Source organism: Poseidonibacter lekithochrous, assembly GCF_018861145.1.
In the GTDB taxonomy this organism is placed as follows: domain Bacteria; phylum Campylobacterota; class Campylobacteria; order Campylobacterales; family Arcobacteraceae; genus Poseidonibacter; species Poseidonibacter lekithochrous_A.
The window spans coordinates 247889-262901 of the sequence record NZ_JAHKQT010000023.1; the positions used below are offsets into that span (position 1 = coordinate 247889).

Below are 15013 nucleotides of genomic sequence, written 5' to 3' on the forward strand. Positions count from 1 at the left end.
AAAATGAATACACCTTTTCCTTATGAGTATATTGCTGATGATAAAAGCTTTTATGGTAGAAAAGAAGAAGTTTTACAGATAAAAGAGCATATAAAAAACTCAACAAATATACTACTTTTTTCTAAAAGAAGAATGGGTAAAAGCACTCTAATAAAGAATGTTTTTTCAAAAGTAGAAAAAGATTTTACTGTTATATATATTGATATTTTTAATATTATAACAGCAAAAGACTTTGCAGAAATATTATTAAAAGGTATTACAAATGCTCAAAAAGGTGATATTACAAAGACTATTAAACAAGTAACTAAAATCTTAAAGAAGACAAGAATTGAACCTACTTTTGATATGAGAAGTGGAAAGATGAGTATCTCTCCTGTTGTTTTAAACTCAACTTTTGAAGAGATAATAGAAGATGCTTTTGCATTGTTATTTGAACTTGCTAAGAAATCAAATGTAGTTTTAGCAATCGATGAGTTTCAGCAAATATCAACCATAAAAGAGAAAAAAATAGATGCCCTACTTCGTAAATATATACAAGAGGCTCATAATATTTCATATATTTTTTTAGGTTCAAAAAGAAATATTTTAAATAGTCTTTTTCAATACAAAGCACCCTTATATGAAATGGCAACACCAATGCTTTTAAAAAGTATAGATATTGAAGAAATATATGATTATTCAAAAAAATATATTAATATATCAAAAGATACAGCTGAGTATATTTATACTTTATCAGATGGAGAAACAAAACTAATTCAAATGATTTTACATAAAGCTTATATTTTAAATGCAAAGAAAAATGAAACTACTATTGAAATAATTGATGATTTATTAGATGAAATTCTAATTACAAAAAATGACCATTATAAAAGTTTATTTGAGATTTTTAGTACTAATCAGAAAAAAGCATTTAAACTCTTATCAAAGTATAAAGTTGAGTTATTTTCAAATGAAGTTTTAAAACAAGAAGATATTTCAAGAGCTTCAATGCAATCATCATTAAATCAATTATATGCAAAAGAGTTTGTAGATAAAGAAGATGATATTTGGTTTATTCCAGATAGAACATTTGAGCTTTGGGGAGAAAAAGTTTTAAATTCGTAGAAGAACTACTCTTTTACGAATTTTATAATAAATCTTGCTCCAATATATTTAACATTTTCATACATATACTCTGAATTTGAAACACTTATCGTTCCATTTAAATGGTTTACAATGATATTTTCACACATATATAAACCAATACCTGTACCTTGAGATTGATGTTTAGTTGTGAAATATGGTTCAAATATTCTATTAATAATTTCTTTTTTTATCCCTTTACCATTATCTTTTATTTCAATAATGATATCTTCTTCTTTTTTGTAAGCAGAAATAAATATTAATCTTTTTTCATTTTCTAAATCAAGTAATGCATCTTTTGAATTATTTAATATATTTAAAATAACTTGTATTAATTCATTTTCTAAAGAAATAATAGATATGTTTTCTATATCTTTTATTATTTCAATATCTTTAGAAACAAATTGTGAACTTACAATTCGTAATGCTTTATCAATTGTAAAAGGAAGTAAAAACTCTTTTTGTTTATTGTTTTTAGGATTAAAGAAACTTCTAAAATCTTCTATTGTTTCTGATAAGTATTGTACTGAAGCATTAATTGTATCCATTGAAGAATCAAAGTCTTTATCACTTAAGATTTTCATTTCTTTTTGTAATTTTGTACCAGTTGCGAGAGTAGAAATTGTAGATAAAGGCTGTCTCCATTGATGTGCTATATTTCCTAGCATTTCTCCCATTGCTGCCATTTTTGATTGTTCAGCTAATTTAAGTTCATGTTTTATATTTTTTTCAATTTCATCTTTAACTCTCGTTTCAAGATTATTATTAAAATGATTTAACTCTGCTATTTTACTTTCTAATTTAATATTAACTTCTTTTAAGGAAGTAGCATAGTTTTCTCTATTTGTTTCATATAAATTAATAATCAAGCCTATTAAAAATAATAAGATAAGAGGAAGTACTGATTCAACTTCATTTAAATGTGTATCAATAAATGATTGAAAATTATATAAAAGGATTGTAAGAAATACTAATGAAAACATAAAGTATCCAAATTTTCTACCAGCAAGAAAGAAAGATAAAAGAACTGTTAGGAAAAACCATGCTTCTCTTAGCGAATCTTCAACTAAATTTATCATAATAAGTACTTGAAGGATATATAGATAAAATAATGATATATAAATAACTGTATTTAAGTACTTTTTATCATATCTTAAAAAAAAGAAAAGTGCTATACATAAAGCCCCGTTTGAAAGCTCTAAGGTAATTACAAAAAATTTATTTTCGACACTTCCTATAAAGATAAATAAAAAAGCCATAAAAAAAGATACAAAAATACCAATTAGTAAAATAGTATTGATTAATTGAAGTTTGTTATTAAAAAACTTATCATTGTTTTTTGAATCCAAACCACTATATATTATATTTTTCCACATAATAATATTATATCATATTTAATATTATTAAAAAAAAGTGTATCTAATAAATTAAATCTTAATCTATAATAAAATAATTGTAGCTAAGCCTAAAAATGAGAAAAAACCTACTATATCAGTTACAGTTGTTAAGATAACGGTTGAACCAATAGCAGGATCTATTTTAAATTTTTCTAAAACTAGAGGAATAACAGCGCCAAAAAAACCTGCACTTAATAAATTTATAACCATAGAAATTGCAATAACAAGCCCTAAAAGTGGTATTTTAAACCAGAAATATGCAATTACTCCAATTACTAAAGCAAATAAAAGTCCATTTACTAAAGAAATTGTTACTTCTTTTATAATTGTTTTTTTTGCATCATCATATTCAATATCACCTAAAGCCATTTGCCTAACTGTTACAGTTAGTGTTTGTGTTCCTGCATTTCCACCCATAGATGCAACTATAGGCATTAAAACAGCTAATGCTACAAAAGATTGGATTGTTGCATCAAAAATACCAATAACTAAAGATGCTAGAATTGCAGTTATTAAATTAATACTCAGCCAAAAAGCTCTAGTTTTTCCAATTTTAAAAATACTTTCATCTTCTTCAACTTTATCATTAACTCCAGCTAAAGAGTAAAGTTGTTTAGTATTTTGTTCTTGCATTAATGTAGAAATATCATTATGTGTAACTCTTCCTAATAGCTTATTATTAGCATCAACTATTGCTAAGGAATTTAAATCATAATTTACAAACATATTAACAACATCAGAAATATCATCATTATCATTATGACTATAATGTTCAATTTTATCAGCTGGAATTTCTTCAAACTTTTGACTTCTTTCAAAAAGTATAAGTTCTTCAAGTCCAATAGAACCTAAGAAGTTGTTTTCATCATCAACTAAAAAAGCATGAAATACATTACTTAAAATATGTAAATCTTTTTTCTCTTTTAATCTCTTAAGTGCATCACCTATATTTTCTTTTAAATTTACAGAAAAGAGTTCCTTTTGCATATAAGCACCAGCTTGAGCAAATTCATAAGCATTAAGCTCTTCAATTATTTGTTGTTCTTCTAAATTTAATTTTGATAATACAGTTTGAGCAGAAGATTCATTCTTTTGAGAGATATTATAAATAAGCATAGAAGCATCATCACTATCCATATTAGAAGTAACTTTTGCAACTTTTTGTTCACTAATTACTTCTGTAATCTCTTCTTGAATATATGTTGGCATGTTTATTAAAATCTGTGCAAATAAATCACTTGGTATTTTTTTACAAATACTTTTATATTCATTAAAATCCATTTCTCTAATATATTGTAAATCTTTTGCTATATCAAAAGGATGGTCATCAGAGATGTTATTTTTAAAGTTTGATATTGTTTTGTTTATTTCTAAAACTAATTGTTCTAATTTTTCTGTATTATTCATAGTCTCTCTTTATACTTTTTTTACTGTTGTTTTTAATTTTATATTTTCATTACTTGTATACTCTTTTAATAAAGCAATTGATACTTCACCTCTTTTCTTTGTAGCAACTTTATAGTTTACTTGGTATGAAATAAGTCCTACAATTCCTGTTTTAGCACTATTTAATGAAAATGCAATTGTATAAGGGAAAGAAAAAGTTTTTAAAACATTTTCTGTGGCTTTTTCAATAAAATCAAAGTCATTATCTTTGTCAAATTCAAATTCTATTAAATCATTTATTATTCCATTTTGCTTTAATGAATAATTATAAAATACTTTAGTAAACATATAACTATTTGGTATATAAATAGTCCTACCTACATTTTTTATATCTTTTATATTAGAGTAATCACACACTTCATTTAGTTTCATTTTTATTAAAGAAATACTAACAATATCACCTACAACATGTTTTGTTTCAAACTGAACCATAACTCTATCACCTACTCTAATTACATTTGAAAAGAAGATATAAATTGCACCTGCTATATTTAAAATAATTTCTCTAGTTGCTAGTGTTAAAGCTGCTGCTACAACTCCTAAAAAAGTAATTATATATAATAAATCATCCATATATCTAACTACTACAAAAATTAAAATAGTTATTACAAATAATAAAGATAATATCTTTCTATAATTTTGTTCTAACTCTTGATTATCTTTATTTCTAATAATATAAAAGAAGACAAATAATAAAAATTTATAAGAGATATATGCAGCTAGAATACTTCCTAGTGTGATTATATGCTTTATAAATACTTCGTTTTCATACTCATTATATTTTTTAGTTAATTCATCTTGAAGATCTAAAAAGCTTTGATAAGTTTTTTCTATATTTTCAGAATATTCATTAAAATAATTGATTTGTTCTAATAAAAGTTGATTCTTCTTTTTATCTTTTATTACTTTTTTATCTTTATTATATTTCTCTTGTAGATAGGAAAGAGCAGCATAGAACTCTTTTTTTAATAACTCATATTTTGTAATTTTCTTTTGTAATTCATTTGAAGAGACATTAAATAAATAGTCATAAATAGTAATATCTATAATCTCAAATTTATAATTTTTTAATAAATCATTAAAGTTTTGATTCTTCTCATATAAAGAAAGTTTAGACTTATTTATACTAAGTTTACTAGTTAATTCTTGAACCTTATTTATATTCCTTTTATTTCTCTCAACTTCTTGTTCAATTTTATTAATATTAATCAGAATTGTATTGTATTTCTTATAGTTTTTATATGTTTTTAACCATATGTTATTGGGAGTTTTTTCAATCTTTTTAATTTCAATAACTTTTTTACTGTCATTTTTTGTGTCATTAGTAGCTTCTACATTAGCTAACATAATTGTGTTAAAAAGTATTAAGACAATTAATATAAATATAGTTTTCAAATAAATCCTTATTTTAATTTCTTTTGCGAATAAGATAGATAACCTTCTCTTACATCAACTAAAAAACCTTGTTTTAAAAACTCTCTACCTAAAAGAATAGGATAATTCATCTTAGTTCTATTTCTTAATGTGAACTCAGTATTATAACTCTTTTTGAAAATAACTACTTTTGTTGAAATCACAAATCTCTTTTCTACAATACCATTTGAACTACGAACACTTGCAATTCGTTTTATAGGCATTGTATATCTTTTGTCTTTATACTTTTTGTGTGTTTCATCTAGTACTTCAAAAGTAACATTCTTTTCATCAATTTGTTTTATATAACTACAGTGAAGAGAAGATGTTTTAGCACCTGTATCAATTTTAGCACCTAAGTTTTTCAAGTTAAGTTTGGGCAAGTCTAATCTATCAAACTTACCAATTACAAAATCTTGTGCTAGTAAACTTTGTAAAGAAAGTAATAATGTTACAAAAGAAAATGCTAACTTATTCAATAATTTCCTGCTCTAAATAAAGTTTTTTTAATATAAGTAAAATACTGTCAACAGACTCTATTTTTGCAGTCTCTTTTACTGTATGATATCCAATAGTAGGAATTTGCAATGTTGTTCCTTGTATTTGACCTTTACTTGCATGAATAATTCTACCAAGCTCTGTAATACCAAGTGATGACTTAGTATTGTTTTGTTTCATAATATTTTTTAAATACTCATCTTTATAATGATATTTGATTCTATTTTTAATTGCAATTTTCTTTATCTTAGTTTTTAGAGGTGATCTAAAATATCCATTTGCATCTCTATTTCTTAAAACAATATCAATATTTTTCAAATCTTCCATTGTTTTATATGGACTTGTATCTAAAACTAATAATTCATTTGTAGTTATTTCAAATCTTCTAAAATAATCAAGTAAAAACCTCCAACTTTTTCCAGCTTCTTCAGATGCCGTGAAAAATGCAGTTCCTTGATATCCTAGGTGATATAAATAGATTAAAATTGCAACAGATAAGACATTGTCCAATTGTGCAGAAACTACTTCATCATTAATTTCTAGTTTATCCATAAAGGCAATTGGAGTACCAGGGAATAGATGGTCAAAACCATTTATTTGAAAAATTATATTTTCTCTTCTTTCACATAAGAAAGCATTTTCAATCATTCCCATACCTAAATAACTTCCAGACCAAGGCTCATAAGCTTGCACTTTTTGAGTGGTAAATCTTTTCTCAAAGTTTTTTAATACTTGATCTTTATTTAAATTCTCAGCTAATGAAGATTGATTTTTTGCAATATAAGCTGCGTATTGAAATTCATTATGTCCAGTACAAATAAGTCCATGCCTATCAGCATGTGCTGAAATATATCCAGATTCTGGTTCCTTTCCTTTTGCAACAAGAACACCATCATAGTATTCAACTGTTATATTTAAATCTTCTAATTCTCTTTTTAAAAACATGAAAAAAGAGTGTTCATGTCCTGTCACACTTGGTACTCTAATTAATTGTTTTAAAATATCGTAAAATGCATCCAACTACACATCCTTATTTTCATCGTTATATTTTTTAATAAAATTTTCTAAAACTTCATAAAAGTTCTCTAACTCTTCTTCTTTACTTAATTCATCAGTTAATTGTTCTTGAATATATTCATCCGTGATTGTTAAAAGAAGAAGTTTTATTGCTTTTTTTATACTTATATTATTACGCATACTATATGAAACTACTGTATTAACAATAATGTTATATACAAAAGAATCAGGATATGCTTTATTTAAATTTATATTGTGAGAGTAAAGAATTTCATGATCATGTTTAACTTTTGGAATAATTGTCTCTAACTCTTTTTTATAACTTAATTTTATATCTAAACTATTTTTTAATGATTTTAAATCTTTTACATCATCAGAAACTTTTTCTCCGAAATACTTTGAAAGTGTTTTTGTTTCCTCTTCTAAAATTACATTTTTTATCTTCTTAGATTTTCTTATCATTGTAATTATAAATATAACAATAAGTATGATTGTCAAAATAATAAATATTTTCATTTACTCTTCCTTCTGTTTAATCTATAATGATTTTATACTAACTTAACTAATAAATTAGCTTTTTCATTATTTAAATCCACTTCTTTTTCTTGAAAATATACAATTGAACACTAACAATGAAAATTAGAAATATTGAGAAAATCAAAAATGCATCTTTATTTTCAGCTCCAGGCATTCCTCCAATATTTATGCCTAATAAACCAGTTAGAAAACCAATTGGCAAAAATATTGCAGAGATTACAGATAAAACATACATTCTAAGATTCATTTGTTCATTTAGTTTATTTGATAATTCTTCTTGTGTTAATGTCACTCTATCTTTAATAGAATCAAGTTCTTCTATATATCTAATTACTTGATCATTAATCTCACGCAATTGGTTTTTTTTATAATCATCTAACCAAGAAATTTTTTCATAATAAAGTCTTGATATCGCATCTTTTTGAGGTGATAGATATCTTCTTAAACTTATTGCTTCTTTTCTAATAGTTGATATTTCAGTTCTTTTTTCAAAGTTATTTGAATCAAGTATTGATTCTTCTAAATCAGAACTTCTCTCTTCCATTTGAGAAATAGTATTTTCCATTCTTGAAGTTAAATTATTAGTAAGTGATACTATAAATTCAGCTGAACTTTTAGGACCTTTATTTACTTTTAAACTATCTACTATATCTTTTACAGATAATAAATTTCTTCTTTTTGTACTAATTATAATGTTCTCATTTATAAATAATCTAATAGAAATCATATCTTCAGCATCAGAATTAGGATGTAAATTTACACCTCTTAATGCTAATAAAATTGACTCTTCTAAAATAATAGTTCGAGGTCTAGTTTCTTCTGTCAATAGAGCTTCAATTGCTAAGGGGTCGATATTACTTTTATTTGTAAGCCATTGAATTGTATCATTTTTAGAATAATCAAGATGCAACCATAACAGTCCCATTCCTTCTTTATATTCCTCAATGTTAATTTCTTTAGCTCCTCCCTTTTTATCTAGGATAAGGGCATGTTCATATTCCATAAAAAATCCTTATAATATAATTTCGAATTGTATCATATAAAATATGATTTTGATTCTTTTTTTATAAGAATTTTCACCTAATATTAGAGGAGTTTTTCTCTTAGATTAAACTTCTAATTCTAACGCTTTATCAACACAAGATTTAAAAGAAGTATTATCAGCAATTATAGGTTTAATATTTTTAGGAAAATACTGAGCTGTAGTTTTCCCAATAGATATAGCTTGATAAGATTCATCCCATGAAAATACCTTAAAGAAGTATTCAATTGTAGAAGGAGATGTAAAAATAATTTTAGAATTTTTTGGGATTTCTACAGTTTTAACTGCTTCATCAAAGCAGTTTTCATAAATTATTTCATCATCAATTTGAATTTTATTATCACTTAGAATATTTATTAAATTAGAAACAATTTCTTTACCACGTAAATATAATACTTTCTTGTTTTTTAACAAAGTCAAGATTTCATATGCAAACTCATCTCCATGTTTTATCTTACTAATATATTCTATTTTTCCATTTAAATCTTTTACTAATTTAGCAGTTTGTTCAGAAATAACATAAGAAGGGATATTTTTCCAAGCTTTATTAAAAGAATTAATTGCATTGATTGCATTTTTAGAAGTAAATATAATTGCATCATACTTACTAAAATCTATTTTTTTATTTATATATTCAATTTTAAATAAAGGAATATTTTTAACACCTTTAATTTTATAGTTATTTAATAAATAAATATTTTTAGTCTTAGTCTTATCTATGATTTGTGAGAAATATTTTTTAATATTAAATTTTGTTTTTTCTAAGCTAATAGTTTTGTTTTTCAATACCTCAAAAGGAACATATACTTTAGATAAATGATATGTGATTTTTAAAAACTCCATTTCTGTGAATCTATTTGAATAATTAATATCTTTTATTAGAATTTTTTTCTTTTCATCATACTCATAATATATTAAATCAAGTGAATTAATAATTTTTTTAATATCCATAACTACCTCCTTTATTAAGTTCTATTATAACAGTTTTGTCTATAAAGTTTGTTTTTAGTATTAAAAAAGAAAGTAAATTACTTCCTTTTTTAATTAAAGCTATTCACCAAAAAGAATGTTTTCTTTTTGATGTATCATTTTTGAAGTAAAAAAGCTAACAATTAAAATCGTTAAAATTGGTATAAAGAAAAAATAAACCAAAAGAACATCAGGTCTAAAATCCCAGTATGAATCAAAAAGTATATTACTTATAGCATAAGAGCCAATACTTCCTAAAATAATTCCAAAAGTACTTGCAGTAAAAGAGATTAGTCCAAACTCTATTAAAAAAGAGTTTCTAATAGCTTTGTTTTTTACTCCAATCATTTTTAATCTTAGAATATTATTCTTTTGTAAATTCATTTGATATTGAATAATAATAAAACTCATTAAAAGTCCAATTATGATGGAATAAATACTCATCTTATTCGTTATGTTTGTGACATTTTTTACAAGCTTTGCAAAAGATTCAAATAAGTTCTTAACATCAATAACTGTTAATGTTGGGAAAAGATCTGATAGTTTTATAAGCATTTGCGTTGCATCATAATCTCCTGTTGAAATAGTAGCAAGTATTGTTTTTGGAGCATCACTTAAAGCACCTTCTTGTAAAATCAAAAAGAAATTTGGTACAAATTCAGTCCATTTAACAGTTCTAATATTTACAACCACAGCTTCTAACTCTAATCCTAAAATATCAAAAACAAGAGTATCATTTAGATTTATTCCTCGTCTATTTGCATAGTTTTTTTCTACACTTACTTCTATAGGTTTTGAAAAGTCTGGGGAATCATAAACACCTGAGAATTCCCTTCCCTCTATAATCTCTTCACTTTTCTTTAAAGTATTTCTATATGAAAGATTAACCGCCCTATTTTTAAGTTCACTTTGTTCTGCTTTTAACTCTTTATTTGCATTTTTTTGTGAATGCTTTGTAAAATCCATATCATTTACTTTTATTATACGCCCTCTTATCATTGGTGCAATATTTTCTAATTTTGCACCCATACTATTTACTTCCTTTTTGATATCTTTAATCTGTTCTTCTTTAGCATCAACTACAAAAAATCTAGGTCTATCATCAATACTTTGTGTTAAAGCAGAAGATAGTGATGAACCAATTTGAGGAATAAGACTAAAAAATGTTGTACATAAAAGTATTGCTGTAAACAGTGTAAGGGATGTTCTTCTTTGTCTAACAATATTTTTTAAAGCTAAAGATAAAGATAAATTTTCTAAATGTCCTACAAAATCAAACTTCTTTAAAATTATTGAACCAAGGGCAAAAAATATTGCAATTATTACAAGCATAGCACTTGCAAAATAAAGACCTACAAATTTATTTGGCGTTACAAAATGAGATATTACTAATAAAAGAATAATAAAAGGAACAAAACCTAAAACAACCTTATAAAATGGCCTCTTTGTTCTTTGAAGTAATGGTAAAATCAAAGGAAGTCCAATACTTAAACTAAGTAGCAGTAAAACTAAAGCAGACTTTAAAAAGAAAGTAAAATCTAAGCTTAGATCAAATTTAAAATCAATAAGTTTCTCAATTATTGGAGCTAAGAATGAAGCTGATATGGTCATAAGTGAAAATACTATTACAGATGCTGTTGAAACTAATACAAACAGATGTAAAAGATAAGTTAGGCTTAAACTCTTTTTATTTAATCCTAAATCACTTAAAACTGTAATATCTTTTTGATGCTTCTTTAAAAATCCTGAATATAAATATATAAGTCCAACGAGTCCTAAGAAGAATGAAATAAGTGAAACCAATGATAAAAAGTTTGTAACAAAGTTTAAAACACGCAACAATCTATCTCTTCCATCATTTGGAGAAAGTGCTCTTAAATCTTGGTCAATACTCTTTTCAAGTTTGTTTTCAATCTCTTCAAGTTTATCATTTTCAAAATTTTCTTTAAAAAGATAATTTAGTTTATATCTCGCCGTTGAGCCAAACTGTAAAAGTTCTGTTTTATCTAAACCTTCACTACTTATATAAATTTTTGGCATAAAACCACTAAAACTTATAGCTTTTAAACTATCCTCTTCAATAACTTTTTTTATAATAAAGTTTGCTTTTCCAATTTTTACTTTATCTTGTAACTTTAAATTTAGAAGGTCTAGAACTTCTTGATAAACCCAAACTTCATTTGATGCAGGCATTGCTTCACCTTTTGGATAGATTGTTTTATCTTTAAAAACTAAGCCACCATAATAAGGAAAACCTTCATTTAACTTTACAACTTCCATAAGTCTAGCTCTTTTTTCACTAGATATCATACTAACTGTTGAAATACCTTGAGTAAAACTTTTTATTTCTGGTAGCTTATTTTTAATATCTTCAATTTGTTCTTTATTTATAGGAAATCTTGAAGATACAACAAGATCAGAACCTAATAAAATCTTTGCTTTTGTATCAAGTGAGTTTTCCATACTTCCTTTAAAAAACTGTAAATAAGAAAGTGAAGCAATAGCTAAACAAAAGTTGAATATAAATATAAGTGAGAAAGATTTTGAACGTGCAAGTGCTTTATATACTAGTTCTAGTACTAACATTTATTTAAATTTCCAGAGTTAAGCTCATAAGTTTTTTCACATCGAGTTGCTACATCTTTTGAATGAGTTACTAAAATCAAAGTAGTGTTATTTTGCTTTATTAACTCAAAAAGTTTATCCATAACTGCAATCCCAGTCTCTTCATCTAAGTTTCCACTTGGTTCATCTGCTAATATAATTTTAGGATTATGAATAAGCGCCCTTGCAATTGCAACACGTTGTTTCTCACCACCACTTAACTGTGAGGGCAAATGATCTAATCTATGAGATAGCCCTACACTTTTTAAAAGCTCAATTGCTTTTTCTTTTGCATTTGCAATATTACAAACTTTTGCAGGAAGCATCACATTTTCTAAAGCATTTAAATAAGAAACTAAATGAAAGTTTTGAAAGATAAAACCAATATTTGTAGCTCTAAAGTCATTTAATTCACTCTCTTGTAAATCTTTATAAGAAACAGAGTTTAAAATAATATCACCAGAGTCTGCTTTAATAATCCCTGAGATTAGTGAAAGCAGTGTTGATTTACCACTTCCTGATTTTCCCATAATAGCAACTCTTTCACCCTCTTTTAAATGAAAGTTTAGATTTTCAAATATTTCAATCTTTTGTGAGCCTTGGATATAGGCCTTTTTTAGTGATTTTAATTCTAACATTATAATTTTTCCTTTAAAAATTCGAAAACTTCTTTTGCAATATATTTATGACCATCAACATTTGGATGAATTCCATCTCTTTGATTTAACTCTTTAACTCCTGCAACTCCTTGCAGTAAAAAAGGCATAGATTCTAAATTGTATTTAATTTTTATATTTTCATACATTTTTTTAAATTGTTGTGAGTAATCAGGGCCATAATTAGGTGGAATTAACATTCCTGCTAATAAAACTTTTGCATTTGATTTTTGTGCGTATTGAATAATCTCTTCTAAGTTCTTTTGACTTGATTCAAGATTTAAACCTCTTAATCCATCATTTGCTCCAAGTGCTAAAAAAACGATATATGGCTTCTTTTTTAAATACCATTTAAGACGTGAAAGTCCATCACTAGTTGTTGAACCACTTACTCCTGCATTTATTACTGTGATGTCTTTTTTAAGTTCACTTTGTATTAAAGTTTCAACTAACTTTGGAAATGCCTCTTCTTTATTTACGCCTAATCCTTCAGTTAAAGAATCACCTAAAAAAAGAATATTATTTGAGTTTGCGCTTAGTATTTGTATGTTTATTAAAAACAGTATTAATATAAATTTTTTCATGCGCAATTCTATCTAAAATGATAATATTTGTCCACAGTAATTATGTTTAATTAATACCACCATTTTATTCAGTTATACTCGAAAAAAACACAAAGTTGAACATGAAAATATTATCAAAAAACTCTTCATTAGAAGAATCGTTAGAAAAAATGACAAAAACATTAAAAGATGTTGGATCAGAGGTAACTTTTGCAGAAGTTAAACATCCTTTAAAAAACTGCTTTTCAGTAAATTTAAGCTCAAATGATGCTCCAAAACATATTTACTCAAATGGAAAAGGTACTTGTATTGAAGCTAGTACGGTTAGTGCTCTTGGTGAATTCATCGAAAGATTACAAACAAACAATAGTTTTATAGAATTTTATATTCCAAATAGAGAGGCTTATCCTGATCAAAAAGTATTTTCATTTGATGAAGAGTACTTAGATAAAGACTTAGCTAAGTTTTACAATAAAGATAATACTTTTGAAGCAAAAGATTTTGTTGATTATCATAGTAACTACTTTGATAAGATTGTATCTTTACCTTTTGTAAATTTAAGCACAAATAAAAAAGCATATTTACCAGTAAACTTAACACATAACCTTTATGTAAGTAACGGACTTGCTACTGGAAATACTCCAAAAGAAGCACAGGTACAATCATTAAGTGAGATTTTTGAAAGATATGTAAAAATTGCTATTATTAAAGAAGGATATTCACTTCCTGCTTTTCCTAAAGTTGCTTTAGAAAATTTTACAAAACTAAATGAAGATATAAAAGCCTTAGAAGACTTAGGTTATATAATCGAAGTATTAGATTGTTCTTTTGAAGGTAAATTTCCTGTAACTGCAATCTCTTTAATTAACCCAAAAACATCTACACTGTTTGTATCATTTGGTGCTCACCCTATTTTAGAAGTTTCATTACAAAGAACAATGACTGAACTTATGCAAGGTAGAGATTTAGGTGATTTAGATGGTTTTGAAAAGCCAACTTTTGATAAAGAATTAATCCAAACAAATTCAAATATTGAATCTCATTTTATTGATTCAAATGGAAAAATTGGTTTTGAGTTTTTATCTGCTAAAAAAACATTTGAATATACTCCTTGGGTTTATAATGGAACGAATACAGATGAAGAATATGATTATCTAATTAATATTACAAAGACAATGAAAAAAGATGTCTATATAAGAGAGTATAATTATCTAGGATTCTATTCTTGTCAAATTATAGTTCCAAGTGTTTCAGAAGTATATCCTTTGGAAGATATGATATATAACAATACAAATGCTGGAAAAATGATCAGAGATATGGTTTTAAACTTTAAAGAGTATGATCCAGAAGAGATTTTAAATGAAATTGAAGCCTTTGATAATAATCTAAATATAGAAAAATACATCGGTGTAATTTTCAAAGAAAACTTTACTATTTGTGATTTTAAAGCACAATTACATTTAATGCTTGGAAATTATGAAGAAGCTATAGAATACTTTGAAATGTCAAATAAACCTTTAGCTTTTGCTTTAGCACAATTAACAAGAATGTATATTGATGAAACATCTTGGGAAGATTATGAGACTGCTTTAAATAATGTCTTTACAAAAGAAAAAGTAGAACTTGCAACACAAATATTTAATGGAGATAGTGAGTTTATTAATGTAACTTATCATCAAGATTATTTAAATATTCTTGATTTATATGATAAATTGGCAATTAAAAAATCATTACAAAAGTAAAAGCATT

Annotated in this window: 13 protein-coding genes; 2 read left to right on the forward strand and 11 right to left on the reverse strand. The window is 25.4% G+C overall.

Going from position 1 to position 15013, the window contains the following annotated elements; genetic code table 11:
• Positions 1–3: 3 nt before the first annotated feature.
• Positions 4–1104, forward strand: coding sequence for an AAA family ATPase (locus KO488_RS09425; protein ID WP_216058549.1), 1101 nt, complete (start codon positions 4–6; stop codon positions 1102–1104).
• Between the two features lie 5 nt (positions 1105–1109).
• Here KO488_RS09425 and KO488_RS09430 read toward each other — a convergent pair whose 3' ends face one another.
• From KO488_RS09430 to KO488_RS09480, 11 genes are all read right to left on the reverse strand, one after another.
• Positions 1110–2498 carry a sensor histidine kinase gene (locus KO488_RS09430; RefSeq protein ID WP_216058550.1) on the reverse strand — a complete coding sequence of 463 codons (1389 nt, stop codon included), beginning with the start codon at positions 2496–2498 and terminating at the stop codon, positions 1110–1112.
• 63 nt (positions 2499–2561) lie between these two features.
• Positions 2562–3926, reverse strand: coding sequence for a magnesium transporter (locus tag KO488_RS09435; protein WP_216058551.1), 1365 nt, complete (start codon positions 3924–3926; stop codon positions 2562–2564).
• Positions 3927–3935: 9 nt separating this feature from the next.
• Complete coding sequence (locus KO488_RS09440; protein ID WP_216058552.1) at positions 3936–5360, reverse strand: mechanosensitive ion channel domain-containing protein; 1425 nt, start codon at positions 5358–5360, stop codon at positions 3936–3938.
• A gap of 8 nt (positions 5361–5368) precedes the next feature.
• Entirely contained in the window at positions 5369–5857 is a 489-nt protein-coding gene (locus tag KO488_RS09445) for an ATP-dependent zinc protease (protein WP_216058553.1), read from the reverse strand.
• The gene (locus KO488_RS09450) at positions 5850–6896 is read right to left on the reverse strand and encodes a peptidase M42 (protein WP_216058554.1); all 1047 of its coding nucleotides are present in this window, start codon (positions 6894–6896) and stop codon (positions 5850–5852) included. Before KO488_RS09450 ends, KO488_RS09445 begins: the two co-directional genes overlap by 8 nt.
• Positions 6897–7409, reverse strand: coding sequence for a hypothetical protein (locus tag KO488_RS09455; RefSeq protein ID WP_216058555.1), 513 nt, complete (start codon positions 7407–7409; stop codon positions 6897–6899). It lies immediately after the preceding gene.
• Between the two features lie 70 nt (positions 7410–7479).
• Positions 7480–8433, reverse strand: a complete 954-nt coding sequence (locus KO488_RS09460) for a zinc transporter ZntB (RefSeq protein ID WP_216058556.1) — start codon at positions 8431–8433, stop codon at positions 7480–7482.
• A gap of 105 nt (positions 8434–8538) precedes the next feature.
• The gene (locus KO488_RS09465; protein ID WP_216058557.1) at positions 8539–9423 is read right to left on the reverse strand and encodes a uroporphyrinogen-III synthase; all 885 of its coding nucleotides are present in this window, start codon (positions 9421–9423) and stop codon (positions 8539–8541) included.
• 99 nt (positions 9424–9522) lie between these two features.
• On the reverse strand, positions 9523–12027 hold the full coding sequence (locus KO488_RS09470; RefSeq protein WP_216058558.1) for an ABC transporter permease: 2505 nt from the start codon (positions 12025–12027) through the stop codon (positions 9523–9525).
• Positions 12021–12683: an ABC transporter ATP-binding protein gene (locus tag KO488_RS09475; RefSeq protein ID WP_216058559.1), complete on the reverse strand. Its 663-nt coding sequence runs from the start codon at positions 12681–12683 to the stop codon at positions 12021–12023. The genes KO488_RS09470 and KO488_RS09475 overlap by 7 nt, the downstream gene beginning before the upstream one ends.
• Positions 12683–13285 carry an arylesterase gene (locus KO488_RS09480; protein WP_216058560.1) on the reverse strand — a complete coding sequence of 201 codons (603 nt, stop codon included), beginning with the start codon at positions 13283–13285 and terminating at the stop codon, positions 12683–12685. Before KO488_RS09480 ends, KO488_RS09475 begins: the two co-directional genes overlap by 1 nt.
• Before the next feature lie 101 nt (positions 13286–13386).
• Between KO488_RS09480 and KO488_RS09485 the strand changes: the two genes are divergently transcribed.
• Positions 13387–15006 (forward strand): YcaO-like family protein, encoded by a 1620-nt coding sequence (locus tag KO488_RS09485; RefSeq protein ID WP_216058561.1) that lies wholly within the window; start codon positions 13387–13389, stop codon positions 15004–15006.
• Positions 15007–15013: the final 7 nt, after the last annotated feature.

Bases quoted from the DNA above. Each gene is read 5' to 3' on its own strand.
- KO488_RS09425 (WP_216058549.1), top strand. From the start codon at position 4: ATGAATACACCTTTTCCTTATGAGTATATTGCTGATGATAAAAGCTTT.
- KO488_RS09430 (WP_216058550.1), bottom strand. From the start codon at position 2,498: ATGTGGAAAAATATAATATATAGTGGTTTGGATTCAAAAAACAATGAT.
- KO488_RS09435 (WP_216058551.1), bottom strand. From the start codon at position 3,926: ATGAATAATACAGAAAAATTAGAACAATTAGTTTTAGAAATAAACAAA.
- KO488_RS09455 (WP_216058555.1), bottom strand. From the start codon at position 7,409: ATGAAAATATTTATTATTTTGACAATCATACTTATTGTTATATTTATA.
- KO488_RS09460 (WP_216058556.1), bottom strand. From the start codon at position 8,433: ATGGAATATGAACATGCCCTTATCCTAGATAAAAAGGGAGGAGCTAAA.
- KO488_RS09465 (WP_216058557.1), bottom strand. From the start codon at position 9,423: ATGGATATTAAAAAAATTATTAATTCACTTGATTTAATATATTATGAG.
- KO488_RS09470 (WP_216058558.1), bottom strand. From the start codon at position 12,027: ATGTTAGTACTAGAACTAGTATATAAAGCACTTGCACGTTCAAAATCT.
- KO488_RS09475 (WP_216058559.1), bottom strand. From the start codon at position 12,683: ATGTTAGAATTAAAATCACTAAAAAAGGCCTATATCCAAGGCTCACAA.
- KO488_RS09480 (WP_216058560.1), bottom strand. From the start codon at position 13,285: ATGAAAAAATTTATATTAATACTGTTTTTAATAAACATACAAATACTA.
- KO488_RS09485 (WP_216058561.1), top strand. From the start codon at position 13,387: ATGAAAATATTATCAAAAAACTCTTCATTAGAAGAATCGTTAGAAAAA.